Raw genomic sequence first — 26,978 nt, 5'->3', positions numbered from 1 at the left:
TCAGCCGGTCGGCGCGACGGTGTCCGTGGGTGCGGGGCCGGTGGCTCCGGGGCCGGTGGCTCCGGCTTCCGTCGTCGGCGGGGTGAAGGTGCCGGTCCTGGTGGGGGCGGCGCCGGAGGGGGTGAGCTTCGGCGGAGAGGAGACGTCGGCCGAGGTGGGGTCGATGGGCGGAGTCGTCGTGTCCGTCGGCGCTGGAGTCGTCGTAGGCGGCGTCGTCGTCGGAGTTGTCGGCGGCGTCGAGGGTGTCGTCGGCTTTGTCGTACGCGTCGGCGGCCTCGACGTCTGCGTGTTGCGCGGCGGCGTCGGCGTATCACCCGGTGCCGACGTCAGGCCGCCGCCTGGGGGCGTGAACGGGGCTCCGGGGGCCGTTTTCGGGCCGCCCGTCGTCCCGGCCGGTGTCGACGGCGTCGGGGACGTGGCGGAGGCGGACGGCGAGGCGGCCGTGGGGCCGTCCGTCGAGGGATCGTCCGTCGGGGCGTCGGTCGAGGGGTCGTCCTGCTGGGCGGACTCGACCGGCTGGACCTGGTTGGGCTTGGGGCCGTCGCCCGAGGTGGCGCCCATCGTGACGATCGTGGCGAGGGCCGCCGCGAGCGCGACGCCGGTGCCGACCACTACCAGATTGCGGCGTCGGCGGTGCGTGGCGGGGCGCCCGGCCTCGCCCTGCGGTGCCGGGGCGCCGCTCTTGTTGATCACCGTCAGCGGCGTCGTGGCCGCCGTGATCGCGAGCGGCGCCGTACCGCCGGAGCCGCCCGGCGGGAGTTCGAGCAGCGCGGGCAGGTTCGGGAGGCCGCCGCCGTCACGGTCGTTGACCAGCGCGAGCGTACGGCGGCCGACGACGGTGCCCTGCCGGTCGGCGAGGGCCCCGCGCAGGGCGATGGACGCCTCCAGCTCGGCGCGGGCGCGGTCGGTGTTGCCGGTGCACAGCGCGAGGACGCCCAGCTCGTGGTGGAAGTACGCCTCTTCGGCGACCTCGCCCGACAGCCGTGCGGCCTCCTGGCCGATCCGCAGTGCCCGCTCCCAGGCGCCCCAGTGCAGCGCGGCGGCGAAGGCGGGCGCGACGGTGCGGGCGAGCAGGACGGCCGCGCTGGGGTTGCCGCCGTCGCGGCAGGCGGACATCGCGGCGAGGATCGCCTCGGACTCGGCGGCGGCGCGCTCGGGGCCGACCGAGGGGTGCCCGGTCCACCAGGCGTAGTGCAGGGCCGCGGTGTGCGACTGGACCGCGCTCAGCTCGCCGTCGGCGGTGAGCCGCGGCGCGAGCTGCTGGACGACTCCGGCGGCGAGGCGGAAGTGCGCGGAGACCGGTACGGCCAGGCCGACCGCGGTGAGTTCGCCGAGGGCCGCGTCGCCGTGGGTGTCACCGACGAGGGCGGGCAGGTGCGAGGGGTGCGGGCACTCGCCGTCGAGTGCCACGGCGAAGGCGAGGGCTTCGCGGGCCGATTCGCTCAGCCTGCTGGCGAGCAGTTCCGCGGGTGCCGCGCTCTCGGCGAGCGACGGCAGCGGCAGGTCGACGGGCGGGCCGGTGTATCCGGCGGGGCCGAGCTTGGGGGCGGACCCCGGTATCTCCGGTGTCGCGGGGGTCGCCGCGGTGTCCGGGCCGACGGTGAGCGCGTTCGCGGGGTCCTCGGCGCCGTGCCCGGTGGGTGCGTCGGGACCCTGGAGTATGTCGAAGCCGGTGAGGTCGGGTATGGGCGGCGTTCCGGCGCCCTGCGGGCCGGTCGGCGAGCCGTTCTCCCACACCGAGTCGTCCCAGTCGGGCTCGGGCGGCTGGCGCAGCGCGTCCCGCTGCCGCAGCAGCGCGCCTGCCTGCACGAAGCGCAGCGGCAGGCCCTCGGACTCGAACCACAGGTCGGCCGCCCACGCGGTCTCGTCCTCGCCGAGGGGCCGCCCGGTGACGAATTGCAGCAGGTCGACGCAGGCGACGCGGGTCAGGCCCGACAGGAAGACCTCTTCGATCATCGAGTCGGCGGACGGCGTGGTGACGTCGGGCGTCGCGGACATCAGGAAGGCGCACTCGGGGGCCGCGGAGAGCAGTTCCTCCAGCCCCGCGCCGCCGAATTCCAGGTCGTCGATGACGACGACGGCGCCGGTGTCGCGCAGCAGGCCCGGCAGGTCCGCGCGGTCGGGGCGGTGGCCGTCGGTGGCGTAGACGGTGGCGAAGAGTTCCTGGAGCACGTCGGCGGGGGTGCGGCGGTAGCCGGACAGCCAGAGCACGCCGTCGGGGGCGAGGTCGGCGCAGGCGTTGGCGACGGACTCCAGCAGCGCGGTGCGGCCCGCGCCGGACGGTCCGGTGACCCGTACGGAACGGCCTCTGGCCAGCAGCCGGATCAGCCGCTCGCGCTCCTCGTCGCGCTCCAGCAGCGGCAGTTCGGGGGCGGGCGGTCCCGGCGGCGGCGAGGGGCGGCCCGCGGCCAGGTGCGCGACGCGCTCCTCGGGGGTGCGGCGCAGCGGCAGCGGGCGCTCGGCGGGCGGGCAGAGGGTGACCTCGGTGCCGTCGATCGGGTTGACGGTCAGCAGGTAGTCGGAGGTGGTGACGCGCAGCACGCGGGCGTTGCCGCCGCTGGAGGTGCCGCCCAGTTCCGGGGTGAGCGGGTCGCGGGAGGCGCGGGGGCCGCGCAGCGCCAGGGTGCTGTCCGTGAGGGCGGGCAGGGACCCGGTGGCGGGGCCATTGCCGTGGCCATTGCCGTGGCCGTGGTCGGCGGGGGCACTGAAATCGGAGCCGGAGCCCGCGGCGAAGTCGGAGCCGAAGCCGGTTCCCGGGCCGGGCGTGGGGGCCGGGCCGAAGTCGGCGGCGAAGTCCGCGCCGTGCCCGAATTCGACGCCCTGGCCGAAGTCGGGGCCGGTGGCGGGGCGCGCGTCGGCGTCGGCGACCGTCAGGTCGTCGACGTCCGGTATCGGGCGTTCGCCCGACTCGCCGGTGCGGTGGTCCATCTCGTACGCCCCCCAGGTGCGTGACGTGCGGGGGCCCGATCGGGCCGCCCTGTGTCCGCTGCCGGACCCGGCCCGATTCCCCTTTTCTGGCGTACGGGGTGGCACGCCTGCTGGCAATCTGCGGCAAACTCTAAAGGCTGCCACAGTATTCATGAAGTGCCGGGGCCACGGTGCCGCCCTTACGTCACCTTTCGGCCTCGATCGCGAGGATTCGGTGCAGCCGGGTGGCGACCAGCAGGCGCTGCATTCGCGGCGGGACCCCGCGCAGCACGAGCCTCCGGTTGGCGCGGCCCGCTCTGCGGTGGGCGCCCATGATCACGCCGAGACCGGTGGCGTCCCACGAGTCCAGCTCCGTGAGATCGAGCACCAGGTCCCCGCGGCCGGAGTCGACGGCGGTGTGCAGGGCCGAACGGGCGTCCGCCGCGCTCCGGACGTCGAGGCGGCCCCCGACGACCAGCTCGGCGTGGTCGCCCTTGATGTGCATAGTCGCTCCCCGAGGAGTGCCGGCTCGTGGGCCCGGCTCATGGCATGGCCGCCGCGGGACGGCGACGGCACGGATCATCCGTATGTCTTCACACAACTGACGGTCCGTCGTATGGAGAAGTTGCCGTCTGTGAGCGAACCGATACCGAATTCACTCCTGGGGGTGACGTTGTTTAGTACGCGTGCCCAGGATGCGCGTTCCGTACGGTGCCCCGGTGCGGGTGGAAACTCAGTACGAGTAGAAGCCCTTGCCGCTCTTGCGGCCGAGGTCGCCCGCGTCGACCATGCGGCGCATGATCTCCGGCGGCGCGAACTTCTCGTCCTGCGACTCGGTGTAGATGTTGCCCGCGGCGTGCAGCAGGATGTCCACGCCGGTGAGGTCGGCGGTGGCGAGCGGGCCCATCGCGTGGCCGAAGCCGAGTTTGCAGGCGATGTCGATGTCCTCGGCGGAGGCGACGCCCGACTCGTAGAGCTTGACGGCCTCGACGACCAGGGCCGAGATCAGCCGGGTGGTGACGAAGCCCGCCACGTCGCGGTTGACGACGACGCAGGTCTTGCCGATCTCCTCGGCGAAGGCGCGGGCGCGCTCCAGCGTGGCGTCGCTGGTCTTGTAGCCGCGGACAAGCTCGCAGAGCCGCATCAGCGGGACCGGCGAGAAGAAGTGGGTGCCGACGACGCGTTCGGGGTTGCGGGTGACGGCGGCGATCTTGGTGATCGGGATCGCGGAGGTGTTGGAGGCGAGGACCGCGTCGTCGCGCACGATCGTGTCGAGGGCGCGGAAGATCTCCTGCTTGACCTCGATCCGCTCGAAGACGGCCTCCACGACGATGTCCGCGTCCGCGGCGGCGTCGAGGTCGGTGGTCGCGGTGATCCTGGCCAGCGCCGCCTCGGCGTCCGCCGCGTCCAGCTTGCCCTTGGAGACGAACTTCTCGTACGAGGCGCGGATGCCGTCGGTGCCGCGCTTGAGCGCCGCGTCGGTGACGTCCCGCAGGACCACGTCGTACCCCGCCTGGGCCGACACCTGCGCGATACCGGAGCCCATCAGTCCCGCTCCGACGACGGCGAGCTTCTTCGCCACGGCACACACCTCTCCATTGGGGCCGAGCCATTTGCGGCCGACTGGCCGAATTCGCTGATCTCGCCGGACCTTAACGCCCGTTCACCTCCGCGCGCAGCAGGAAGTAAGCGGTGTCACCGTGTGTCCTTCGTCGCACTGGGCGTCAACCGGCCGTCGGACGGGGGCGGGAGACGGCCCGTCGGGCGGGCACGCTCTACGCTCGACCGTATGGTCAACCTCACCCGCATCTACACCCGTACCGGCGACGACGGCACCACGGCGCTCGGCGACATGAGCCGGACCGCGAAGACCGACAGCCGGATCGCCGCCTACGCCGACGCCAACGAGGCCAACGCCGCGCTCGGTGTGGCGCTCGCGCTCGGCGCGCTGCCCGAGGAGGTCGCCACCGTCCTGGTGCGCGTGCAGAACGACCTCTTCGACGTCGGCGCCGACCTCGCCACTCCGGTGGTCCCCGACCCGGAGTACCCGCCGCTGCGGGTCGAGCAGACCTATGTCGACCGGCTGGAGGAGGAGTGCGACCGCTTCCTCGCCGATCTGGAGAAGCTCCGCAGCTTCATCCTCCCCGGCGGCACGCCCGGCGCCGCCCTGCTCCACCAGGCGTGCACCATCGTCCGCCGCGCCGAACGCTCCACCTGGGCCGCTCTGGAGGACCACGCGGACACGATGAACCCGCTCACCGCGACCTACCTGAACCGGCTCTCCGACCTGCTGTTCATCCTCGCCCGCACCGCCAACAAGTCCCGCGGGGACGTCCTGTGGATCCCCGGCGAGAACCGCTGACACCAGGGGCCCGATATGGTCCAGACCTCTTGACCGGTGGTCCAGACCTTTCTAGGCTCCGGCTGACCCATACGGCCGGGGGTCGACACCGCCGCCCGTCGGCCTCCGGTCCTCACCGGGCGCGCCCGGGAATCCGCCCGCGAATCCGCCCGGCCGAAACCCGCGCCGAGCGGCGCACCGGCCCCTGAAACGCGCGAAGCCGCGCCTCCCAGAGGCACGGCAAGGAACAGGTGCTACGCCACGTTGACCCGCTGGCCGGGCGGCGCCGCCTCGAGCCAGGCGAGGAAACCCGTCAGGGCGTCGTCGCTCATCGCCAGCTCCAGCCGGGTGCCCTGATGCTCGCAGGAGAGCACCACCGCGTCCGACAGCAGCGCCAGCTCCTCCGAGCCCTGCGGGTCCCGGCGCCCCAGTACCTCGATCGCCGGACGCAGCAGCACCCGCCGCGGGCGGGGCGCGTACGAGAAGACCCGGAACCACTCCACCCGGTCACCGCTGTAGCGCGCGACTCCGTACACCCAGCCCTTGCCGCCACCGCCGGCCGGCTCCGCGTCCTGCTCGGGAGCGGGGCGCAGGCTGCAGTCGAAAGTGCCGCCTGGCCGTTGGATCAGCCGGCGGCGCAGTCCGAAGACGAAGAGTCCGAGCAGCGCGGCGGCGATCACCGCGCCACCCACCTCAAAGGAGAGGATCACGTCCACCGACCTCCTCGCCTAGAAATGGGTTACTGCCCTTGCTGTACCGGAGCCGCGGACCGCCCCAGGAGGGCAGTCCGCGGCACCGTGGTCGTTCGGTCACGCCTGGTACGTCTGCTGATGCGGTTGTGGTGGTGCGGTTGCCCGGTCAGCCGGTCGCGCCGACCCGCGGACCGTCCTGCGGACCGGTCAGTGCGCTCCCGCGGCGGCGGCGAGCCGGACCTCGGCGCGGCGCTCGGCCGCGGCGTCGGTCTCCGACTTCGACCGCTCAAGAGCACGCTCGGCGCGCGCCACATCGATCTCGTCCGCCAGCTCCGCGATCTCCGCGAGAATCGAGAGCTTGTCGTCGGAGAAGGAGATGAAGCCACCGTGCACGGCGGCCACGACAGTGCCGCCGTCAGAGGTGCGCACCGTCACCGGGCCGGACTGGAGCACCCCGAGGAGCGGCTCGTGTCCCGGCATGATGCCGATGTCACCCGACGTGGTACGGGCGATGACCATGGTGGCCTCGCCGGACCAGACACTACGGTCCGCGGCGACCAGCTCGACGTGAAGATCGGCCAAGACGGCTCCTCGGGTTGGCACCCACCGTCCTCAGTGGATGCGTAAGACACAGAATAAGGGGTGCGAGAGGGGGCGGGCGCCCCGGGGCTTCGCCACGGGACTCACCGCCCCCCTTTTACGCTGTCGCGCGCGCTCCTACCGACGCGGACGCGCGGCCTGCGCGAGGCTCCCGCGTCAGTTGACGCCGAGCTTCGCCGCGTTGGCCTTGAGGTCGTCCAGGCCACCGCACATGAAGAACGCCTGCTCCGGGAAGTGGTCGTACTCACCGTCGGCGATGGCGTTGAACGCGGAGATCGACTCGTCCAGCGACACGTCGGAGCCGTCGACACCGGTGAACTGCTTCGCCGCGTGGGTGTTCTGCGACAGGAAGCGCTCGATCCGGCGGGCGCGGAAGACGGTGAGCTTGTCCTCTTCGCCCAGCTCGTCGATGCCGAGGATGGAGATGATGTCCTGGAGGTCCTTGTACTTCTGCAGGATTCCCTTGACGCGCATGGCGCAGTCGTAGTGGTCCTGCGCGATGTAGCGCGGGTCCAGGATGCGGGACGTGGAGTCCAGCGGGTCCACCGCGGGGTAGATGCCCTTCTCCGAGATCGGCCGCGAAAGCACGGTCGTCGCGTCGAGGTGGGCGAAGGTGGTCGCCGGGGCCGGGTCGGTCAGGTCGTCCGCGGGGACGTAGATCGCCTGCATCGAGGTGATCGAGTGACCACGCGTCGAGGTGATCCGCTCCTGGAGCTGACCCATCTCGTCGGCCAGGTTCGGCTGGTAACCCACCGCGGACGGCATACGGCCGAGCAGCGTGGAGACCTCGGAACCGGCCTGCGTGAAGCGGAAGATGTTGTCGATGAAGAACAGCACGTCCTGCTTGGCCACGTCACGGAAGTACTCCGCCATGGTCAGACCGGCCAGCGCCACGCGCAGACGGGTGCCCGGGGGCTCGTCCATCTGACCGAAGACCAGCGCGGTCTGCGGCAGCACGCCCGACTCGGCCATTTCCGCGATGAGGTCGTTGCCCTCACGGGTGCGCTCGCCGACACCGGCGAACACCGAGACGCCCTCGTGCAGCTTGGCCACACGCATGATCATTTCCTGGATGAGCACGGTCTTGCCGACACCGGCGCCGCCGAACAGACCGATCTTGCCGCCCTTGACGTACGGGGTCAGCAGGTCGACGACCTTCAGGCCGGTCTCGAACATCTCGGTCTTCGACTCGAGGTCGTCGAACTTCGGCGCCTTGCGGTGGATCGCCCAGCGGTCGGTGACCTCGGACTCGGCCTCCGGCTCGTTCAGGATCTGGCCCAGGGTGTTGAACACCCGGCCCTTGGTGACGTCGCCGACGGGCACCGTGATGCCGTCGCCGGTGTCGGTCACCGGGGCCTGGCGGACCAGGCCGTCGGTGGGCTGCATCGAGATGGCGCGGACCAGGCCGTCGCCGAGGTGCTGCGCCACCTCCAGCGTCAGCGTCTTCGTGCCGGACTCGGCGCCCGTGTCGGCCACGTCGACGTGCAGCGCGTTGTAGATCTCCGGCATCGCGTCGACGGGGAACTCCACGTCGACGACCGGGCCGATGACCCGCGCGACGCGGCCGGTGGCCGTAGCGGTTTCAACAGTGGTGGTCATAGTGGTTAGTCACTCCCCGCGTTCGCGTCGGCCAGCGCACTGGAGCCGCCGACGATCTCGCTGATTTCCTGGGTGATGTCGGCCTGTCGGGCCGCATTGGCAAGCCGCGTGAGCGACTTGATGAGGTCTTCCGCGTTGTCGGTCGCGGACTTCATCGCACGGCGGCGGGCCGCGTGCTCCGAAGCCGCCGCCTGGAGCAGCGCGTTGAAGATGCGGCTCTCGACGTAGCGAGGCAGCAGCGCGTCCAGCACACCCTCGGCGGAAGGCTCGAACTCGTAGAGCGGCAGGATCTCGCCCTTGGCGGCCCGCTCCTCGGCACCGGCGGCGGCCGTCTCGTCCAGCGAGAGCGGCAGCAGCCTGGCGTCGACCGGGGACTGCGTCATCATCGACACGAACTCCGTGAAGACGATGTGCAGTTCGTCCACGCCACCGTCGGCCGTGTCCTTGAGCACCGACTCGATCAGCGGCGCCGCGACCTTCTTGGCGTCGCCGTAGCCGGGGCTGTCGGAGAAGCCGGTCCAGGACTCGGCGACCGTCCGCTCGCGGAAGCTGTAGTACGCCACGGCCTTGCGGCCGATGAGGTACGAGTCGACTTCCTTGCCCTCCGCGCGCAGCCGCTCGATGAGCCGGTCGGCCGCCTTGATCGCGTTGGACGAGTAACCGCCCGCCAGACCGCGGTCGCTCGTGACGAGCAGGACCGCGGCGCGGGTCGGGTTCTCGGCCTCGGTGGTCAGCGGGTGCTTGGTGTTGGAGCCGGTCGCCACCGCCGTGACCGCACGGGTCAGTTCATCGGCGTACGGGGACGAGGCCGCCACCTGGCGCTGCGCCTTGACGATGCGCGAGGCGGCGATCATCTCCATCGCCTTGGTGATCTTCTTCGTGGCGGTGACGGACTTGATCCGGCGCTTGTAAACCCGAATCTGTGCGCCCATGCGATCAGCCCTCGACCAGCAGCGCGCCCGAGGACGTCTCGAACTGCTTCTTGAAGGCGGCGACCGCGTCGGTGAGCACCTCGACGGTCTCGTCCGGCAGCTTGCCGGTCTCGACGATCGCGGTGAGCAGCGACTTGTGCTCGCGGTGCAGGTAGTCGAGCAGCTCGCGCTCGAAGCGGCGGACGTCCTCGACCGGTACGTCGTCCAGCTTGCCGGTGGTGCCGGCCCAGATGGAGACGACCTGGTCCTCGATCGCGTACGGCGCGTACTGGCCCTGCTTGAGCAGCTCGACCATCCGCTGACCGCGCTCGAGCTGGGCCTTGGACGCCGCGTCCAGGTCGGAACCGAAGGCGGCGAACGCCTCCAGCTCGCGGAACTGGGCCAGGTCCACGCGCAGCCGTCCGGCCACACCCTTCATGGCCTTGATCTGCGCGGAGCCGCCGACGCGGGAGACCGAGATACCGACGTTCAGCGCGGGGCGCTGACCGGCGTTGAACAGGTCCGACTCCAGGAAGCACTGGCCGTCGGTGATGGAGATGACGTTGGTCGGGATGAACGCCGACACGTCGTTCGCCTTGGTCTCGACGATCGGCAGACCGGTCATCGAACCGGCGCCCAGGTCGTCGGAGAGCTTGGCGCAGCGCTCCAGCAGGCGGGAGTGCAGGTAGAAGACGTCGCCCGGGTAGGCCTCGCGGCCCGGCGGACGGCGCAGCAGCAGGGAGACCGCGCGGTAGGCGTCGGCCTGCTTGCTCAGGTCGTCGAAGACGATCAGTACGTGCTTGCCCTGGTACATCCAGTGCTGGCCGATGGCAGAACCGGTGTACGGGGCGAGGTACTTGAAGCCGGCCGGGTCGGACGCCGGGGCGGCGACGATCGTCGTGTACTCCAGGGCGCCGGCCTCCTCCAGCGAGGCGCGCACGCCCGCGATGGTGGAGCCCTTCTGGCCGATGGCGACGTAGATGCAGCGGACCTGCTTCTTCGGGTCGCCGGAACGCCAGTTGTCGCGCTGGTTGATGATCGTGTCGATCGCCAGGGCGGTCTTGCCGGTCTGCCGGTCGCCGATGATGAGCTGGCGCTGGCCGCGGCCGATCGGGGTCATCGCGTCCACGGCCTTGAGGCCGGTCTGCATCGGCTCGTGCACCGACTTGCGCTGCATGACCGTGGGGGCCTGCAGTTCAAGGGCGCGGCGGCCGTCGGTCTCGATCTCGCCGAGGCCGTCGATCGGGGTGCCGAGCGGGTCCACGACCCGGCCCAGGTAGCCCTCGCCGACCGCGACGGAGAGCACCTCGCCGGTGCGCTGCACCGGCTGGCCCTCCTCGATTCCGTTGAACTCGCCGAGGACGATCGCGCCGATCTCGCGCTCTTCCAGGTTGAGGGCGAGACCGAGGGTGCCGTCCTCGAACTTCAGCAGCTCGTTCGCCATGGCCGAGGGCAGACCCTCGACCTTCGCGATGCCGTCTCCGGCAACGCTGACCGTGCCGACCTCCTCGCGCGAGGCGGCGTCCGGCTTGTACGACTGGACAAAGGTCTCCAGCGCGTCCCGGATCTCCTCCGGCCGGATCGTGAGCTCCGCCATCTGGGTTCCCTGCTCTCCTTGTTGGGCCCGAAAGTCTTCTTGGGGGTTTCTGGGGTCAACCCCCAGAAAGGCTCTGTTAGGCTCCGTCGGCCCAACTCGGGCCGCTCGTACTGCGTCGTCGTGCTTCGTACTGCGTTCTGCGTGGCTGGTGCCGCGCGGTCCTGGTGGAGCGACCGGCTGTCAGCCCGCCATCCGCCGGGCCGCCTCGTCGAGACGGTCGGAGATGGCTCCGTTGATGACCTCGTCACCGACCTGCACCCGGACTCCGCCGAGGACCGTGGGGTCCACGTCCAGGTTCAGATGCACCTGGCGGCCGTAGATCCGGGCCAGCGCGGCGCCGAGGCGCTGCTTCTGCTGGTCACTGAGCGGAGTCGCCGACACCACTTCCGCGACCATCCGGTCACGGCGGGCCGCGGCCAGCTTGGACAGGGATTCGATCCCCGACTCCAGGCTACGTCCCCGCGGCGTGGTGACCAGCCGGACGACCAGCCGTTCGGTGACCGGATTGGCCCGCCCGCCGAGCAGCGTGTGCAGCAGTGCGGCCTTGGCCGGAGCGCCGACGACGCGGTCGGTGAGAGCGGAGCGCAGTTCGGTGCTGCCGGAGACGATCCGGCCGAAGCGGAACAGCTCGTCCTCGACGTCGTCGAGGTGACCGGCCCGCTGGGCGGTGGCGAGGTCGGCGCTCGACGCCAGCTCCTCGACCGAGTCGACCAGGTCGCGCGAGCGCGACCAGCGGGACCTGACCATGCCGGTGAGCAGGTCGAGGCTTTCGCCGCCGATCTGGCCGCCGAGGAGCTGCCGCGCCAGCGACGCCTTGGCCTCGCCGGACTTCGCCGGGTCGGTCAGGGCGCGACGGAGCGTGCCCTCGCGGTCCAGCAGCCCGGTGACGGCGGCCAGGTCCTCGGCGAGCTTGGCCACGTCGACGGACTGGACGTCCGTCAGCGCGTCGAGCCGTTCGCGGGCCGCGCCCAGCGCGTCGCGGCTCGCGCCGTTCATCGCGCCGCCTCGGCCGTCGCGGAACCGGCGGCGGGAGCCGCGTTGTCCAGGCCGTCGAGGAAGCGGTCGATGGTGCGGCTCTGCCGGGCGGAGTCCTCCAGGGACTCACCGACGAGCTTGCCCGCCAGTTCGGTGGCGAGCTTGCCGACGTCCTGGCGCAGCGCGGCGGCGGCGGCCTTGCGGTCGGCCTCGATCTGCGCGTGACCCGCGGCCACGATCTCCTCGCGCTGGCGCTGGCCTTCGGCCCGCATCTCCGCGATCAGCGCGGCGCCCTGCTCCTGCGCCTCCTGGCGCAGTCGCGCGGCCTCGTGCCGGGCCTCGGAGAGCTGCTCGCGGTACTGCTCCAGCGTCTGCTGGGCCTCGGCCTGGGTGGCCTCGGCCTTCTCCATGCCACCTTCGATGGCCTCACGGCGCTCGTCCAGAACCTTGTTGATGTTCGGGAGGAGCTTCTTGGCGAGGAAGAAGAAGACGATGGCGAAGGCGATCAGGCCGATGATGAGCTCGGGGATCGGCGGGATGAGCGGGTTCTCCGCTGTCGCCAGCGGTACCTGGGCGATCACATCAGTGCCTTCCGTCTAGGTTTCTGTTCGTCGGCCGGGATCAGGTGGCCGGGTAGACGAACGGCATGACCAGACCGATGAGGGCGAGCGCCTCACAGAAGGCGAAGCCGAGGATCTGGTTGGCGCGGATCAGACCGGCCGCCTCGGGCTGGCGGGCGAGGGCCTGGGTGCCGTTACCGAAGATGATGCCGATGCCGACGCCGGGGCCGATGGCCGCGAGGCCGTAACCGATCGAGCCGAGGTTGCCCTTGATCTGGGTGGCGGCGAGCGTCGCGTGCGCGAGAGCGGACATGCCGGTTCTTCCTTATCTTTCTCGGACCGGTGGGGGTTGGCCACCGGACATCTATCGGGTCGTGGGGGCGGTGCTCAGTGGTGCTCGGCGAGCGCGCCCTGGACGTAGCTACAGGCCAGGAGCACGAACACGTACGCCTGAACGGCCTGGATGAACAGCTCGAAGGCGGTCATCACGATGGTCATCACGAACGAGACGCCCGCGTAGGCGATGCCGATGCCGTTGAGCATGTACCAGCTCGCGATGGTGAACAGCAGCAGCAGCGTGTGACCGGCGAACATGTTGGCGAAGAGCCGGACCGCGTGGGTGAAGGGCCGCACCAGGACGTTCGAGAAGAACTCGATGGTCATGGAGAGCGGCAGCACGGCGCCGAGTGTCTTGTCGTAGCCGGTGATGTTCTTCAGGCCGCCGACGAAGCCGTGCTTCTTGAACGTCAGGTACATCCACGTGACGTAGACGATCGCGGCCAGCCCGACGGGGAAGGCGATGATCGACGTCACGGGGAACTGGGCGACCGGGATGACCGACCAGATGTTCATGATCCAGACGAAGAAGAACAGCGAGACCATCAGCGGGACGTACTTCTCGCCGACCTTCTTGCCGAGCGTCTCGTAGACGATGCCGCGGCGGACGAAGTCGTAGCCCGCCTCGCCCACCATCTGGACCTTGCCCGGGACCACCTTGGGCTTGTTGAACGCGGCCCAGAAGAATCCGACGACCACGATCGTGCTCAACAGCGCCAGCAGCATCGGCTTGTTGAAGTGGAAGCTGCCGATCGAGAAGATCGGCTCGAAGACGAACGAGTGCAGTCCGGGGGCCGGGAAGCCGCACCCGTCGAAGAGGTGGCAGTTCGTCTCGAAGGCGAGAACCTGGTCAGCACTCACCGCGAGCTCCTTCAGCGTGGCGCATGGGTACGGCAACCTCGATGTGTCGGCGGGCCTGACGGCCACGGAACGGCACTGGACTGGTGGGTCGGATGTGTACGCGGCGAGTCGGCGCTGAACCGAGCGGCAGGGCAGGCTTGAGTGCCGCTCGCGGCAGCTCCGCCGCAGTTGAGTCCGGACGATAGCAAACGAGCGGCAGGGTCTTTACACCGGCCCTACCGAACCCGCGGCTCACGACGGTGTTCCCGCCGACTCGGGCTCGACGTAAAGGATCTTGGTCTTCATGTGCGCGCGTGCCTGCGCGGCGATCCAGACGAGCGCCGCGGCCAGCAGCGAGAAGGCGAACGCGCGGGTGTTGAAGAGCGAGGTGTGCTTGAACACCGCGAGCACGATCGCCAGCAGCAGGATCTGCACGGTGTAGAGCACGAGGCCCATCATCTGGAACAGCGACGGGTACGCCTTGGCGGTGCGCTGGAGCACCACCATCCCGATCGCCATGAAGGCGATCACGACCAACGTGCCGGCGGCGGCGCCGATCGCTCCCTTGCCACCGGCCACCGCTCCGCTCACAGCGGTGGCGATGACACCGGCCGCGGCAGTGGGGACGGTGCAGTTGAGGAGAGTTCGGACGTCGTTGGACTGCATGGTGGCAGCTCCTCCGGCGGGAGTTGGGGAAAGCGGGTGTCGTCGGAGACGAGCGTAATCCGGGTTTGGGGACGTGCCTCACGCCGGAAGACCATCTCACTACGGTCTTTCGGCTTGTTTCCCGGGTTTCGTGAACGGTATCACAAAGTATTTAGCCAGGGCTTTACCATGGAGATGTGCTCACTGTCACACGGGAGAGGTATCGACACGCCGTTCAACTGACGTCCTATTTGCCCACTTCGGGGAAATTGCCGGATATGCCGGACTTAAAGGACTTTATCGATGACGGTCAACTACCGGCCGCCGACGCCGCTCAGAGCCTGCCCGACACCTACCGGCGGCTCTCGACGGGACGCCGGTCCGGCAGCCGCGAACGGTCGCCGATCGCGGTCGATCCGTGCAGCGGCGGACGGTCCTCGGAGCGCATCTCCCGCTCGGCCGCGGCAGCGGCGGCGGCCAGCCGGCGGCGTCGGCGCCGGTAGCGCGGCGGTACGAACGCCTCGGCCCAGCGCGGCGCGCGCGGCCGGAACCGCGGCAGCAGCAGGACCAGCAGACCCAGCGCGCTCAGGCCGACGATCACCATGACGATGCCGAGGCTGGAGGAGTTCACCGAGAACGCCACCGCGGAGAAGGCGAACAGCGCCGACCAGAAGTACATGATCAGCACGGCCCGGCTGTGCGAGTGCCCGATCTCCAGCAGCCGGTGGTGCAGGTGGCCGCGGTCGGCGGCGAACGGCGACTGCCCCTTCCACGTCCTGCGGACCACGGCAAGCACCAGGTCGGCGGCCGGGATCGCGATCATCGTCAGCGGCAGCAGCAGCGGCATGTAGACCGGCACCATGAAGTGCACGGTGCTGCGGCTGGAGCCGGTGAAGTCGGTGATGGCGTCCGGGTCGACCTGCCCGGTGATGGAGATCGCGGACGAGGCGAGCACCAGGCCGATCAGCATCGACCCCGAGTCGCCCATGAAGATCCGCGCCGGGTGGATGTTGTGCGGCAGGAAGCCCACGCACATGCCGATCAGGATCGCGCTGAACAGCGTGGCGGGCGCGGCGGCCTCGACGCCGTAGCCGTACCACATGCGGTACGCGTACATGAAGAACGCGATGGCGGCGATGCAGACGACGCCCGCGGCCAGACCGTCGAGGCCGTCCACGAAGTTGACCGCGTTGATGGTGATGACGACCAGCGCGACCGTCAGCAGCGTCGACTGGATCGGGGTGAGCGCGACCGGGCCGACACCGGGCACCGGCAGCCACAGAATCGTCAGGCCCTGGAAGACCATCAGACCCGCGGCGATCATCTGCACGCCGAGCTTGACCAGCGCGTCGACGCCCCACTTGTCGTCCAGCACACCGAGCAGCCAGATCAGCCCGGCGCCGGACAGCAGCGCGCGCGGCTCGTTGGACTGCGAGAACACGTCCCCGATGTTGCTCAGGTGCGCGGCGACCAGCAGACCGGCGCACAGCCCGCCGAACATCGCGATGCCGCCCAGCCGGGGCGTGGGCTCGCGGTGCACGTCACGCGCGCGGATCGGCGGCATGGCGCCCGCCGCGATGGCGAACTTCCGTACCGGGCCGGTCAGCAGATACGTGACGGCGGCGGCGACGCACAGGGTCAGCAGATACTCGCGCACGAGCAGCCTCCGACGACTTCGGGGGCGTAGCAGCGCTGCGCACACGTCCGGGGGATCCTCACAGCGTCACACCCTAGTGGTGGCCGGGCCGAGACGGCGAACATCAATCAAGACTCACAGGGAGGGCCCACGGTTGCACACCGGCTGTACGGGGAATGTGAAGGGGTTGTCCCGGGCGTGCCGTCGCGGGCTCAGACGGCCGCGGGGATGCCCGTCAGGGCGGTGACGACGGGGTCGAGCGCGGTGTGGATCTCGTCGCCGATGCTGCGGAAGTACGAGATGGGAGCGCCGTACGGGTCGTGGACCTCGTCGGCGTCGGGGCTGGGCGCGAGCAGCCAGCCGCGCAGCGCGGCGGCGGCGCCGACCAGGGCGCGGGCGCGGTCGGTGACACTGCCCTCGGGCAGCGTGGTGGGGTCTATGGCCCGCACCAGGCGGGTGAACTCCTTGAGCGTGAAGGTACGCAGACCCGCCGCGTGTCCCATCGAGATCACCTGGGAACGGTGGTCGCGGGTCGCGGTCAGGACGAGGTCGGCGTCGATCACGTGGTCGTCGAGCAGCTCCCGGCCGGTGAAACCGGTCGGGTCGGCGCCGTACTCGGCGAGTACGGCGGCGGCGTGCGCCTCCATCGGCGCGCCTTCGTGGCCCCAGGTGCCCGCGGACTCCACGACGATGCCGGTGGCGCCGTCGCCGAGGCGGCGCGCCAGCCCATGCCGCGTCAGCCGCTCGGCCATCGGCGAGCGGCAGACGTTGCCGGTGCAGACGTGGAGGATGCGGAAGGCGTCACCGCCCTGTCCGGGGAGGGTCCCCGCGCGGGCGGCGAGGCCCGGTATGCCACGCCCGTCGGGCGCAGTCAACTGCGCTCCTCCAGGTCGGGGACCACCTTGCGCAGCTCCTCCGCACTGATCGCCCCGGCCCGCAGCAGTACCGGGACCTTCCCCGTCACGTCCACGATCGAGGAGGCGACGGCGGACGGGGTGGGGCCGCCGTCGAGGTAGACCGCCACGGAGTCGCCGAGCATGCCCTGGGCGGCGTCGCAGTCCTGCGGCGAGGGATGTCCCGTGAGGTTGGCGCTGGAGACGGCCATCGGCCCGGTGGCGGTCAGCAGCTCGATCGCGACCGGGTGCAGCGGCATCCGGACGGCGACGGTGCCGCGGGCGTCGCCGAGGTCCCAGTTGAGCGACGGCTGGTGCTTGGTGACCAGGGTGAGCGCGCCGGGCCAGAAGGCGTCGACGAGCTCCCACGCCTGCTCGGAGAAGTCGGTGACGATGCCGTGCAGGGTGTTCGGGGAGCCGACCAGGACGGGCGAGGGCATGTTGCGCCCGCGGCCCTTGGCCTCCAGCAGGTCGCCGACCGCCTCGGCGTCGAAGGCGTCCGCGCCGATGCCGTACACGGTGTCGGTGGGCAGGACGACGAGTTCACCGCGCTTGACGGCCGAGGTGGCCTCGCGCAGGCCGGTGGCCCGGTCGGTCGCATCCGAGCAGTCGTATCGCCGTGCCATTAGCTGACCTCCAGAAGATGCTGTGTCCCCGTCATGGTGTCGCCTTACGGGCCGTGGTGAAACGGGGGCGGTTGTTGAGATCGGGGTGGTCGGCCGCGTCCGCCCAGCCCGCGTCCTCCTTGAAGATCCACGGCACTTGGCCGCCCTGGGAGTCGGCGTGCTCGATGACGACGACGCCGCCGGGCCGCAGCAGCCGGTGCGCGGTGCGCTCGATGCCGCGGATGGTGTCCAGGCCGTCCTCGCCGGAGAACAGGGCGAGTTCGGGGTCGTGGTCGCGGGCCTCGGGCGCCACGTACTCCCACTCGGTGAGCGGGATGTAGGGCGGGTTGGAGATCACCAGGTCGACGTGGCCGTTGAGTTCGGGGAACGCGGTCAGCGCGTTGCCCTGCCGCAGGTCGACCTTGCTGCCCTCGACGTTCTTGCGGGCCCACTCCAGGGCGTCCTCGGACAGCTCCACGGCGTGCACCCGCGAGCGCGGCACCTCCTGGGCCAGCGCCAGCGCGATGGCGCCGGAGCCGGTGCACAGGTCCACGATCAGCGGTTCCGCGACGTCCATGGCGCGTACGGCGTCTATCGCCCAGCCGACCACCGACTCGGTCTCCGGGCGGGGCACGAACACCCCTGGCCCCACCTGGAGTTCGAGGTAGCGGAAGAAGGCCCGGCCGGTGATGTGCTGGAGCGGTTCGCGTGCCTCGCGGCGCGCCACGGCCTCCCAGTACCGGGCGTCGAACTCGGTGTCGGCGACGCCGTGCAGTTCGCCGCGCTTGACCCCGTGGACGTACGCGGCGAGTTCCTCGGCGTCGAAGCGTGGCGACGGCACGCCCGCGTCGGCCAGTCGCTGGGCGGCCTGCGCCACCTCGGCGAGCAGCAGGTTCACTCTGCCTTCCCCCCTTAGCTGCCGTCGCCAGCGGCGGCCAGTTTGGCCGCCGAATCGGCGTCCACGCAGGCCTGGATCATCGCGTCCAGGTCCCCGTCGAGCACCTGGTCCAAGTTGTACGCCTTGAAGCCGACCCGGTGGTCCGAGATGCGGTTCTCGGGGAAGTTGTACGTACGGATGCGCTCGGAGCGGTCGACGGTACGGACCTGGCTGCGGCGGGCGTCGGAGGCTTCCTTCTCCGCCTCCTCCTGCGCGGCGGCCAGCAGCCGGGAGCGCAGGATGCGCATCGCCGACTCCTTGTTCTGGAGCTGGCTCTTCTCGTTCTGGCAGGAGACGACCAGGCCGCTGGGGAGGTGTGTGATGCGGACCGCGGAGTCGGTGGTGTTGACGGACTGGCCGCCGGGGCCCGACGAGCGGTAGACGTCGATCCGCAGGTCGTTGGGGCCGATCTCGACCTCGACCTCCTCGGCCTCCGGGGTGACCAGCACACCGGCCGCGGAGGTGTGGATACGGCCCTGCGACTCGGTGGCGGGCACCCGCTGGACGCGGTGCACGCCGCCCTCGTACTTCATACGGGCCCAGACGCCCTGGCCGGGCTCGTGGTTGCTCTTGGCCTTGACCACGACCTGGACGTCCTTGTAGCCGCCGAGGTCGGACTCGTTGGCGTCGAGGATCTCGGTCTTCCAGCCGACGCGCTCGGCGTAGCGCAGGTACATCCGCAGCAGGTCCCCGGCGAACAGCGCGGACTCCTCGCCGCCCTCCCCCGCCTTGACCTCCAGGATGACGTCCTTGTCGTCGCTGGGGTCGCGGGGCACCAGCAGCAGCCGCAGCCGCTCGGTCACCTCGTCGCGCTGCTTCTCCAGGTCCTTCACCTCGGCGGCGAAGTCCGGGTCGTCGGCGCCGAGTTCGCGGGCGGTACCGATGTCGTCGCCGAGCTGCCGCCAGGAGCGGTACGTGCTGATGATGGGGGTCAGCTCGGCGTAACGCTTGTTCAGCTTGCGGGCGTTGGCCTGGTCCGCGTGGACCGCGGGGTCGGCAAGCTGCTTTTCGAGGTCGGCGTGCTCGCCGATCAGTTCCTCGACCGCCTCGAACATCTTCGGTTCCCTAGCTGGATGAAGTGGCTGCCTGGCCTGGCTGGCCCGGGACGACAAAGCGCCGGTCCGGTCACCCATGACTGGGCGACCGGGAACCGGCGCTTGCGGGTCGCTACTTCTTGGCGGACCCGGCGGCCTTGCCGAAGCGGGCCTCGAAGCGGGCCACACGGCCGCCGGTGTCGAGGATCTTCTGCTTGCCCGTGTAGAACGGGTGGCACTCGGAGCACACGTCGGCGCGGATCTGGCCGCTCTTCTCGGTGCTGTGAGTGGTGAACGAGGCGCCACAGGTGCAGGTGACCTGGGTCTCGAAGTACTCGGGGTGGATGCCTTGCTTCAAGGGATGCTCCTAGGTTCGGGAGGGCGCCGGGTCGTACCGCGGGTTTGCGTGCACGTGAACCGGAGCCAGCGGTCCAGTCTGCCAGGACTGGCCGTATCTCCCAAAACGAGGGGTGGGCCCGGATAATTCCCGGCCCGAAAGCGCAGGTCGGAGCGGGTGCGGGGCGCGGGCCCCGGAGCGGGTCCGGCTCGGGTCCGGGGCGGGCCCGGCTCGGGTCCGGGGCGGGTCCGGGGCGGGTCCGGCCAGGTCAGGGCGTGGTGCTCGGGCTGAGGCCCGGGCTCGGCGAGGTGCCCGGGTCCGCGGTGGCACCGGCCCCGACCACCTTCTTGGCGTTGACCTCGTCGGCGGCCGAGCCCTTGGTGGCGGCGGCCGGGATCGGCCGGTCGGCCCGCAGCGCGGCCCACACCATCGCGGCCTGCGCGGGCATCGGCTCCACCCGGTTGGGATCGCTGACCGCGTACTGGACCGGCAGTGTCACCATGTGGACATTCGTCGAGTCCAGGCCGCGCACGCTCTCCGCGAAGCCCATCAGGGAGCCGACCGAGGCGAGGTCGGAGTCGGTGGTGATGGCGCTGGTGGCGGTGTCGGCGACGTCGATCAGCTTGGTGGGGCTGGTCAGCAGGCCGAGCCCGCTCACCCGGTTCATCAGCGCCTTCATGAACGCCTGCTGGAGCTGGATCCGGCCCAGGTCGCTGCCGTCGGCCACACCGTGCCGGGTGCGGACCAGGCCGAGCGCCTGCTCGCCGTTGAGGGTGTGGGTGCCCGCGGCCAGGTCCAGGTGGCTCTTGGTGTCGTGTATGGCCTGGGTGGTGGTGAGCGGGACGCCGCCCAGCGCGTTGATGAGGTTCTTGAAGCCGGTGAAGTCCACCTCGATGTAGTGGTCCATCCGCAGGCCCGTCATGGCCTCGACGGTCTTGACCGCGCAGGCCGGGCCGCCGACCTCGTAGGCGCTGTTGAACATGACGCTCGGCACGGCCGGTGCGGTGCCCCCGCCGGGCTTGGCGCACACGGGCCGGAAGACGAGGGTGTCGCGCGGGATGCTGACCACGCTGGCGGCCTTGTGGCCCTTGTTCAGGTGCACGATCATCGCGGTGTCCGAGCGGGCGCCGCCGCCCGCGTGGCCGTACTCGCTGTTGGCGCCGGACCGGGAGTCCGAGCCGAGCACGAGGATGTCCATCGCGCCGTTGTCCAGGGCCGCGGGGCGGTCGGTGCCGAGCGCGGAGTCGATGTCGACGCTCTTGATGTTGCCGTTGAGCCGGAAGTAGAGATAGCCCGCGCCCGCGCCGCCGAGCAGCACCAGGCCCGCGGTGCCCCAGGCGACCACGCGCAGCACCCGGCGGCGCCGGGTGCGCTGGTGCCGCCTGCTGCCCTTGCCGTCGCTGACGGCAGTGGCCCCGGTCGGCAGCTGGTCCTCGGACATGGCTCCCTCCGTTTCCTGGGCGTCGTGGGCGTGCACGGTCTTCGTGGGCTTCGCCCGGCGTCACGGTCCCCGTGGGCTTCGTGGGCTTCGCGGGCATTCGTCCCGAAGTGTCAGACGCTCCATCCTCCGCCGAGGTTCCCCTTCCCGGCATCCGGGGAGACCGGGAGAAGACGTGCGAGCGCCCGCGTACCCCCAGGTCAGGGGGTACGCGGGCGCTCTTTTGATCACCCTGCGTGAAACTCAGCCGAACAGGTTGTACGCATTCCAGCCGGTCCCGATCTTGACCTTGGCCGCGTAGGGGCCGGACGCGGAGCCCGTGCCCTTGTACAGCCACAGCGTGCCCGAGGCGTCCCGGGCGATCAGGTCGGCCTTGCCGTCGCCGGTGATGTCACCGACGGCCGCGAAGGCGTTGTACGCGTTCCAGCCGGTCCCGATCTTCGTACGGGCCGCCCAGGGTCCGGACGCGAGGCCCGTGCCCTTGTAGAGCCACAGGGCGCCCGCGCTGTCCCGCGCGATGATGTCGGGACGGCCGTCGCCGGTCAGATCGCCCTTGCCGTAGATCTGGCCGTTGAAGATGTCCCAGCCGCCGCCGATCTTGGCGCGGGCGCCGAGGGCGCCCTTGCCGTTGCCGGGGTAGAGCCACGAGTTCCCGCTGGTGTCGGTGGCGACCACGTCCGGCAGACCGTCGCCGTTGACGTCACCCGGCGTGATGATCGACTTCATGACGTTCCAGCCCGGACCGATCAGCACATTGTTACCGCTGTATCCGTCCAGCCAGAACAGCCGGCCGTCCGTGGTGCGGACGACCAGGTCCTGGTAGTCGTTCCGGTCCAGGTCGCCCTGACGGACCAGGTTCAGTCCGCTGAAGTCGCCCATCGACGCCTTCGGGGCGAAGGCGCCGCCGGTCGACACGTACTCGTACGCCGATCCGGCCGGTGTCACGGCGACCAGGTCGGCCTTGTCGTCCAGGCTGAGATTCGCGTCGTCGATCCGGGGGTTGACGGCGCCGACGTAGGCGCTGACCCGGCTGAAGACGCTGTACGTGCCCTGCGCGACACAGTCCTTGGTGCCCCACGAGACGACGCCGACCAGCTTCCCGGCGACCACGAGCGGACCGCCCGAGTCACCGTTGCAGGTCGCGGTGGTCCCGGCGTCCGCGCCGGAAGCGGGCGCTCCCGCGCAGACCATGTGGCCCGCGACGAATCTCGACCCGTACACCGTTGTGCACGCGGTGTTCGCGGCGACCGGCAGGGTCGCCTTCCGCAGCGTCTGCGAGGGGTCCGGGCTGCCGGAGCTGGTGCGCCCCCAGCCGTAGACGGTTCCCTGGGTGCCGGTGACGTACGAGGCGCTGTCGGTCGCCGTGGTGATCGGCAGCGGCTTGGCCGTCGTGGGGACGTCGAGCGTCAGTACGGCCACGTCGTTGTCGTACTCGGGGTTGTCGTACGTCGGGTTGCTCCACTGCCGCCACACGCCGGTGGCGGTGCCTCCGTGCAGATCCGTGGTGGTGCCGTCGGCGCTGTCGGTGGGGAGCTGGTCGGTGCCGCCGATGACGACACCGTGCAGATTCCAGTTGAGGCCCGCGACGCAGTGGGCGGCGGTCAGGATCTTCGACGGGGACACCACGGTGCCGCCGCAGAAGAAGCTGTCGTCGTCCTTCGTCGAGTCGGTGCCCTTGTCGTCGAAGTACCAGAGCTGGACCATCCACGGCGCGCTGGAGATCGTCGTGGTGGTGCCGCCGATGATCTTCGGGTCGACCGTGTGCGGGCCGGCGGAGAGCTTGGTGCGGGACGGGCCGTCGTCCGCCGCCACCGCGCCCGCGACGCGGGCGCGCAGTTCCGCCTGGGACGGCGCACTGGGGTGCCCGGCCGGGTGGAGAACGGGCGGCTGCGGGTCGCCGGCCTGGGCCGGCGTCGCCAGGAACAGACTCACGGCGCCCGCGGCGACCGTGGCTGCGAGGACCGCTGTACGGCTGCGCCGCCAGCGCCCCCGGCCCTCATGGGCAGAGAACACTCAGAACTCCTGTCGTAGAAATGCGCGACGGCCGCCAACGGGCGGTGGCCGCACGGGAGATGTGCACAGGAGCGAGTAGCTGACCGGACGTCGGCGAAAAGGGGCGCGGGCAGGCTGAAGCACAGCCCTGCGGCCGGGTCGGACGTCCGAAGATGGTTCCCCCCACCTGCGACTGGCAGATCATATGACTGCCAGCTTGGCCCGGACCACCCTCACCGGTAGCCGGGAACACATGTTTGAGCAAAGAAACAGCTCGGCCCGCCGGGAAACCGGCGGGCCGAGCTGTTTCTCGTCTGTCCTGACCGGAAGGTCAGTCGTTGTTGCCCGGCGTCGTCTTCGCGATCTGCATCAGGAACTCCGCGTTGGACTTCGTCTGCTTCATCTTGTCCAGCAGCAGCTCGATCGCCTGCTGGGAGTCGAGCGCGTGCAGAACGCGGCGGAGCTTCCAGACGATCGCCAACTCGTCCCGGTCCAGCAGGATCTCTTCCTTACGGGTGCCGGACGGGTCGACGTCCACCGCGGGGAAGATCCGCTTGTCCGCGAGCTTGCGGTCGAGCTTGAGCTCCATGTTGCCGGTGCCCTTGAACTCCTCGAAGATCACCTCGTCCATCCGCGAGCCGGTCTCGACCAGCGCGGTGGCCAGGATGGTCAGCGAGCCGCCGTCCTCGATGTTGCGCGCCGCGCCGAAGAACCGCTTCGGCGGGTAGAGCGCGGTCGAGTCGACACCACCGGACAGGATGCGGCCGGAAGCGGGCGCCGCCAGGTTGTACGCGCGGCCCAGACGGGTGATGGAGTCGAGCAGCACGACCACGTCGTGACCCAGCTCCACGAGCCGCTTGGCCCGCTCGATGGCCAGCTCGGCGACCGTGGTGTGGTCCTCGGCGGGGCGGTCGAAGGTCGAGGAGATGACCTCGCCCTTCACCGACCGCTGCATGTCGGTGACCTCTTCGGGACGCTCGTCGACCAGGACGACCATCAGGTGGCACTCGGGGTTGTTCGTGGTGATCGCGTTGGCGATGGCCTGCATGATCATGGTCTTACCGGTCTTCGGCGGGGCCACGATCAGACCGCGCTGGCCCTTGCCGATCGGCGACACGAGGTCGATGATCCGGGTGGTCAGCACGCCCGGGTCGGTCTCCAGACGGAGCCGGTCCTGCGGGTACAGCGGCGTGAGCTTGTTGAACTCCGGACGGCCGCGGCCGGAGTCGGCGCCCATCCCGTTCGCGGAGTCCAGCCGGACCAGCGCGTTGAACTTCTCGCGGCGCTCGCCGTCCTTGGGCTGCCGTACGGCGCCGGTGACGTGGTCGCCCTTGCGCAGGCCGTTCTTGCGGACCTGGGCGAGCGAGACGTACACGTCATTGGGACCCGGCAGGTAGCCGGAGGTCCGGATGAAGGCGTAGTTGTCGAGGATGTCCAGGATGCCCGCGACGGGGATCAGCACGTCGTCGTCGGAGACCTGGACCTCGCCGCCGCCGAACTCGTCGCGGCGGTTGCCCCGCCCGCGGCGGTCGCGGTAGCGCCCGCGCCGACGGCCGCGACCGTCGCCGAACTCGTCGTCGTCCTGCGCGTTGCCGCCGCCGCCCTGGCCGCCCTGCTGCTGGTTCTGGCCGCCCTGGCCGCCGCCCTGCTGCTGGTTGCCCCGGTCGCCGCGGTCGCGGTTCTGCCGGTTGCCGCCGTCGCGGTTGCCGCCCTCGGCGCCGTCCTCGCCGCGCCCGCGGCGGTCGCGCTGCCGCTCACGGCGGTCGCCGCGCTGGCCGCGCTGCCGGTCCTGGCGCTCGTCGCCGGACCCGGCGGCGCCGCCGCCGTTCTGCTGCTGCTTGCCGTCGCCCTTGGCGTCCTTGGCCTCGGTACGGCTGTCGGTCTTGCCCTCCGCGGTGTCGGCGGCGGCCTCGGCGGCGCGCTCGGCCTTCGCGGCCGACTTGGCCTGCTCACCGGCGGGCTGGCCGGGAATCTCGATCTGCTGGGGCTCCGCGGGCGCGGTGGCGGCGGCCTTGGCGGGGGCGGCCTTGGCCGCACCGTCCGCCTCGGCGGGCGCCTCGGCCAGCCGGGCCCGCGATGTCGCGCGGCGCTTGGGCTTCTCGGCCGCGGGGGCCTCTGCCGCGGGCGCGGCGGCCTGGGCCGTCGCGGCGCCGCCGCCCGCCTGCTTCTCCTTGATGGTCTCGATCAACTGGCTCTTGCGCATCCGCGCGGTGCCCTTGATCCCGAGACCGGAGGCGAGCTGCTGCAACTCGGCCAGGACCATGCCGTCAAGACCGGTCCCGGACCGGCGTCGCCGTGAGGCACTGGCCGTGGCAGCACCGGTAGCAGGCGCGTCGGCATCGGACGCGGCGACAGAGTTCTCTGCGCGCACGCCCATCAGATCGGTGGTGTCGCTCACGAAGGGTCCTTCCCTGGAGCGGACGTCGGCCTGTCTGGCTCGGCGACCGGTCGTGCTGTCCGGATCTGGGCGTTTCCGCTGCTCAGAGCCGGGGCGGTGGTCCGCCTGACGGCGGCAGAAATACATTCGGGGCTCGGCACGACAAGGGTTCTGGTGCCGACTCCGGAGCGTGCTCGACACTGCGCAGGACTGCTGCCTATGCGGTGTGGGAGGCTCCCGGAAGATAAGCGGTCCCACGGAAGGGACACAGTGCATCGCGCCCATTGGGCGTCGAATGCAGGCTTGAGGTTAACACTACCGGATCCAACAAACATTCCCCCTCTCTACGACCGGCAATCGTGTCACTGCCCCCCTGCGAGCGGCAGGACACTGGCTCCGGCCGTGTCGAGCGCCAGACGGTTGGCCGCCCAGCCCTCGCCGGCGAGCCGGGTGACCTTGTCGGCGGCGCCCTCCTCGGTGAGCGCCAGCACCGTGGGTCCCGCACCGGAGATCACGGCCGGTACGCCGTCGGCGCGCAGCCGGTTCACCAGCGCCAGGCTCTCGGGCATGGCGGGCCCGCGGTAGTCCTGGTGCAGGCGGTCCTCGGTGGCGGGCAGCAGCAGCTCGGGGCGCCGGGTGAGCGCCTCCACCAGCAGCGCGGCCCGGCCCGCGTTGGCCGCGGCGTCCACATGCGGGACGGTACGCGGCAGCAGCCCGCGGGCGGTCTCGGTGAGCAGGGGGGTGGCGGGTACGAACACCACGGGGACCAGCGAGCGCGCCGGGTCCAGCCGGATCGCGCGGGCCGCGCCGCCCTCGGTCCACGCCAGGGTGAAGCCGCCCATCAGGCAGGCGGCGACGTTGTCGGGGTGGCCCTCGATCTCGGTGGCCAGCTCCAGCAGCGCGATGTCGTCGAGTACGGCGGGGCCGCCTATCGTCACCGCGCGGGCGGCGATGATGCCCGCGCAGATGGCGGCGGAGGACGAACCGAGGCCGCGGCCGTGCGGAATGCGGTTGGCGCACACCACCTCGAGGCCGCGCGGCTGACCGCCCAGCAGGTCGAAGGCGGTCCGCAACGACCGTACGACCAGGTGCTTCTCGTCCCTGGCCAGGGTGTCGGCGCCCTCGCCCGCGATGTCCACGTGCAGGCCGGAGTCGGCGACGCGGGCCACGACGTCGTCGTACAGGCCGAGCGCCAGGCCGAAGGCGTCGAAACCGGGGCCCAGATTGGCGCTGGTCGCGGGGACGCGCACTCGTACTGCGGCGGCGCGGAACGCGGGACCGGCCATCGTTCGACGAATCTCCTCGTGCGGTTCGCCCTGCGGGCGCGGCGTCATCGCCGGGCGGCGGGGCGGGGGAGGCACTGCCCATTGGCAACTGCCGGAGTCGGGCACACTGCGGTGCCGCTGAGGTAAGCCTATCGAAGGAAGGTTCTCCTGCGACATAGGGCGCACGAAGAGCGCGTGATGCGTGTCGCCCCTCCCCTGTGCGCCCCGTGCCTGCGGCACGCTTCCCCATGACGGCGAGCCGATCTTTTCAGAGCCGCCGCACCGCCGAGGACGGCGAGCCGATCTTTTCCGGGGCGCCGCACCGCCGAGGACGGCGAGCCGATCTTTTCCGGGGCGCCGCACCGCCGAGGACGGCGAGCCGATCTTTTCAGGGGCGCGGGGAACTGCGCGACAAGCCCCCACCGGGCTGTCAGCCCGGAAACAGCCGCAACTGCCCCGCT

Annotated in this window: 24 protein-coding genes; 1 reads left to right on the top strand and 23 read right to left on the bottom strand. The window is 70.8% G+C overall.

Features of this window, described 5'->3' with window-relative positions; translation table 11 throughout:
- The 3 genes from ACZ37P_RS27320 to ACZ37P_RS27310 all read right to left on the bottom strand — a co-directional run bounded on the left by ACZ37P_RS27320 (position 1) and on the right by ACZ37P_RS27310 (position 4,489).
- Positions 1–2,928 carry an ATP-binding protein gene (locus ACZ37P_RS27320; protein ID WP_467349071.1) on the bottom strand — a complete coding sequence of 976 codons (2,928 nt, stop codon included), beginning with the start codon at positions 2,926–2,928 and terminating at the stop codon, positions 1–3.
- A gap of 184 nt (positions 2,929–3,112) precedes the next feature.
- Positions 3,113–3,412, bottom strand: a complete 300-nt coding sequence (locus ACZ37P_RS27315; RefSeq protein WP_188281939.1) for an STAS domain-containing protein — start codon at positions 3,410–3,412, stop codon at positions 3,113–3,115.
- Between the two features lie 228 nt (positions 3,413–3,640).
- Positions 3,641–4,489, bottom strand: coding sequence for a 3-hydroxyacyl-CoA dehydrogenase family protein (locus tag ACZ37P_RS27310; protein WP_401306290.1), 849 nt, complete (start codon positions 4,487–4,489; stop codon positions 3,641–3,643).
- Positions 4,490–4,696: 207 nt separating this feature from the next.
- Between ACZ37P_RS27310 and ACZ37P_RS27305 the strand changes: the two genes are divergently transcribed.
- Entirely contained in the window at positions 4,697–5,269 is a 573-nt protein-coding gene (locus tag ACZ37P_RS27305; protein WP_355344170.1) for a cob(I)yrinic acid a,c-diamide adenosyltransferase, read from the top strand.
- 233 nt (positions 5,270–5,502) lie between these two features.
- On the opposite strand, the gene ACZ37P_RS27300 is transcribed toward ACZ37P_RS27305, so the two are convergent.
- The 20 genes from ACZ37P_RS27300 to thrB form a co-directional block, all read right to left on the bottom strand.
- Positions 5,503–5,958 (bottom strand): DUF2550 domain-containing protein, encoded by a 456-nt coding sequence (locus ACZ37P_RS27300; protein WP_391044592.1) that lies wholly within the window; start codon positions 5,956–5,958, stop codon positions 5,503–5,505.
- 189 nt (positions 5,959–6,147) lie between these two features.
- On the bottom strand, positions 6,148–6,522 hold the full coding sequence (locus tag ACZ37P_RS27295; protein WP_355344176.1) for a F0F1 ATP synthase subunit epsilon: 375 nt from the start codon (positions 6,520–6,522) through the stop codon (positions 6,148–6,150).
- A 174-nt stretch (positions 6,523–6,696) separates the two neighbouring features.
- A complete protein-coding gene (gene atpD, locus ACZ37P_RS27290; RefSeq protein ID WP_355344179.1) occupies positions 6,697–8,139 on the bottom strand; it encodes a F0F1 ATP synthase subunit beta in 1,443 nt (480 codons plus the stop codon).
- A 5-nt stretch (positions 8,140–8,144) separates the two neighbouring features.
- Positions 8,145–9,071, bottom strand: a complete 927-nt coding sequence (locus ACZ37P_RS27285; protein ID WP_355344182.1) for a F0F1 ATP synthase subunit gamma — start codon at positions 9,069–9,071, stop codon at positions 8,145–8,147.
- A 4-nt stretch (positions 9,072–9,075) separates the two neighbouring features.
- Complete coding sequence (gene atpA / locus ACZ37P_RS27280) at positions 9,076–10,647, bottom strand: F0F1 ATP synthase subunit alpha (RefSeq protein ID WP_355344185.1); 1,572 nt, start codon at positions 10,645–10,647, stop codon at positions 9,076–9,078.
- Between the two features lie 180 nt (positions 10,648–10,827).
- Positions 10,828–11,643, bottom strand: a complete 816-nt coding sequence (locus ACZ37P_RS27275) for a F0F1 ATP synthase subunit delta (RefSeq protein WP_355344188.1) — start codon at positions 11,641–11,643, stop codon at positions 10,828–10,830.
- Positions 11,640–12,203, bottom strand: coding sequence for a F0F1 ATP synthase subunit B (locus ACZ37P_RS27270; protein WP_188281951.1), 564 nt, complete (start codon positions 12,201–12,203; stop codon positions 11,640–11,642). The genes ACZ37P_RS27275 and ACZ37P_RS27270 overlap by 4 nt, the downstream gene beginning before the upstream one ends.
- Before the next feature lie 40 nt (positions 12,204–12,243).
- Positions 12,244–12,495 (bottom strand): ATP synthase F0 subunit C, encoded by a 252-nt coding sequence (gene atpE / locus ACZ37P_RS27265; protein WP_188281952.1) that lies wholly within the window; start codon positions 12,493–12,495, stop codon positions 12,244–12,246.
- A gap of 74 nt (positions 12,496–12,569) precedes the next feature.
- Positions 12,570–13,394 carry a F0F1 ATP synthase subunit A gene (gene atpB, locus ACZ37P_RS27260; protein ID WP_391044822.1) on the bottom strand — a complete coding sequence of 275 codons (825 nt, stop codon included), beginning with the start codon at positions 13,392–13,394 and terminating at the stop codon, positions 12,570–12,572.
- A 216-nt stretch (positions 13,395–13,610) separates the two neighbouring features.
- Positions 13,611–14,024: a hypothetical protein gene (locus ACZ37P_RS27255; RefSeq protein ID WP_188281953.1), complete on the bottom strand. Its 414-nt coding sequence runs from the start codon at positions 14,022–14,024 to the stop codon at positions 13,611–13,613.
- A 331-nt stretch (positions 14,025–14,355) separates the two neighbouring features.
- Positions 14,356–15,660 (bottom strand): MraY family glycosyltransferase, encoded by a 1,305-nt coding sequence (locus tag ACZ37P_RS27250; RefSeq protein WP_391161540.1) that lies wholly within the window; start codon positions 15,658–15,660, stop codon positions 14,356–14,358.
- A 191-nt stretch (positions 15,661–15,851) separates the two neighbouring features.
- Positions 15,852–16,514 (bottom strand): arsenate reductase/protein-tyrosine-phosphatase family protein, encoded by a 663-nt coding sequence (locus ACZ37P_RS27245; RefSeq protein ID WP_188281955.1) that lies wholly within the window; start codon positions 16,512–16,514, stop codon positions 15,852–15,854.
- On the bottom strand, positions 16,511–17,158 hold the full coding sequence (locus tag ACZ37P_RS27240; protein ID WP_188281956.1) for an L-threonylcarbamoyladenylate synthase: 648 nt from the start codon (positions 17,156–17,158) through the stop codon (positions 16,511–16,513). Before ACZ37P_RS27240 ends, ACZ37P_RS27245 begins: the two co-directional genes overlap by 4 nt.
- A gap of 31 nt (positions 17,159–17,189) precedes the next feature.
- Positions 17,190–18,035, bottom strand: coding sequence for a peptide chain release factor N(5)-glutamine methyltransferase (gene prmC / locus ACZ37P_RS27235; RefSeq protein WP_188281957.1), 846 nt, complete (start codon positions 18,033–18,035; stop codon positions 17,190–17,192).
- 14 nt (positions 18,036–18,049) lie between these two features.
- The gene (gene prfA, locus ACZ37P_RS27230; protein WP_355344200.1) at positions 18,050–19,129 is read right to left on the bottom strand and encodes a peptide chain release factor 1; all 1,080 of its coding nucleotides are present in this window, start codon (positions 19,127–19,129) and stop codon (positions 18,050–18,052) included.
- Between the two features lie 112 nt (positions 19,130–19,241).
- Complete coding sequence (gene rpmE, locus ACZ37P_RS27225) at positions 19,242–19,466, bottom strand: 50S ribosomal protein L31 (RefSeq protein WP_188281959.1); 225 nt, start codon at positions 19,464–19,466, stop codon at positions 19,242–19,244.
- 247 nt (positions 19,467–19,713) lie between these two features.
- A complete protein-coding gene (locus ACZ37P_RS27220; protein ID WP_467349064.1) occupies positions 19,714–20,886 on the bottom strand; it encodes an LCP family protein in 1,173 nt (390 codons plus the stop codon).
- A gap of 240 nt (positions 20,887–21,126) precedes the next feature.
- Positions 21,127–22,896, bottom strand: a complete 1,770-nt coding sequence (locus tag ACZ37P_RS27215; protein ID WP_467349062.1) for a trypsin-like serine protease — start codon at positions 22,894–22,896, stop codon at positions 21,127–21,129.
- 310 nt (positions 22,897–23,206) lie between these two features.
- Positions 23,207–25,273 carry a transcription termination factor Rho gene (gene rho / locus ACZ37P_RS27210; protein ID WP_355344209.1) on the bottom strand — a complete coding sequence of 689 codons (2,067 nt, stop codon included), beginning with the start codon at positions 25,271–25,273 and terminating at the stop codon, positions 23,207–23,209.
- A 341-nt stretch (positions 25,274–25,614) separates the two neighbouring features.
- The gene (thrB, locus tag ACZ37P_RS27205) at positions 25,615–26,538 is read right to left on the bottom strand and encodes a homoserine kinase (RefSeq protein ID WP_467349060.1); all 924 of its coding nucleotides are present in this window, start codon (positions 26,536–26,538) and stop codon (positions 25,615–25,617) included.
- Positions 26,539–26,978: the final 440 nt, after the last annotated feature.

This window comes from Streptomyces sp. NPDC024632 (genome assembly GCF_055559175.1).
This window is presented reverse-complemented; position numbering and strand designations above follow the sequence as displayed.

Bases quoted from the DNA above. Each gene is read 5' to 3' on its own strand.
- ACZ37P_RS27320 (WP_467349071.1), bottom strand. From the start codon at position 2,928: ATGGACCACCGCACCGGCGAGTCGGGCGAACGCCCGATACCGGACGTC.
- ACZ37P_RS27315 (WP_188281939.1), bottom strand. From the start codon at position 3,412: ATGCACATCAAGGGCGACCACGCCGAGCTGGTCGTCGGGGGCCGCCTC.
- ACZ37P_RS27305 (WP_355344170.1), top strand. From the start codon at position 4,697: ATGGTCAACCTCACCCGCATCTACACCCGTACCGGCGACGACGGCACC.
- atpD (WP_355344179.1), bottom strand. From the start codon at position 8,139: ATGACCACCACTGTTGAAACCGCTACGGCCACCGGCCGCGTCGCGCGG.
- ACZ37P_RS27285 (WP_355344182.1), bottom strand. From the start codon at position 9,071: ATGGGCGCACAGATTCGGGTTTACAAGCGCCGGATCAAGTCCGTCACC.
- atpA (WP_355344185.1), bottom strand. From the start codon at position 10,647: ATGGCGGAGCTCACGATCCGGCCGGAGGAGATCCGGGACGCGCTGGAG.
- ACZ37P_RS27275 (WP_355344188.1), bottom strand. From the start codon at position 11,643: ATGAACGGCGCGAGCCGCGACGCGCTGGGCGCGGCCCGCGAACGGCTC.
- atpE (WP_188281952.1), bottom strand. From the start codon at position 12,495: ATGTCCGCTCTCGCGCACGCGACGCTCGCCGCCACCCAGATCAAGGGC.
- ACZ37P_RS27255 (WP_188281953.1), bottom strand. From the start codon at position 14,024: ATGCAGTCCAACGACGTCCGAACTCTCCTCAACTGCACCGTCCCCACT.
- ACZ37P_RS27240 (WP_188281956.1), bottom strand. From the start codon at position 17,158: ATGGCACGGCGATACGACTGCTCGGATGCGACCGACCGGGCCACCGGC.
- prfA (WP_355344200.1), bottom strand. From the start codon at position 19,129: ATGTTCGAGGCGGTCGAGGAACTGATCGGCGAGCACGCCGACCTCGAA.
- ACZ37P_RS27220 (WP_467349064.1), bottom strand. From the start codon at position 20,886: ATGTCCGAGGACCAGCTGCCGACCGGGGCCACTGCCGTCAGCGACGGC.
- thrB (WP_467349060.1), bottom strand. From the start codon at position 26,538: ATGGCCGGTCCCGCGTTCCGCGCCGCCGCAGTACGAGTGCGCGTCCCC.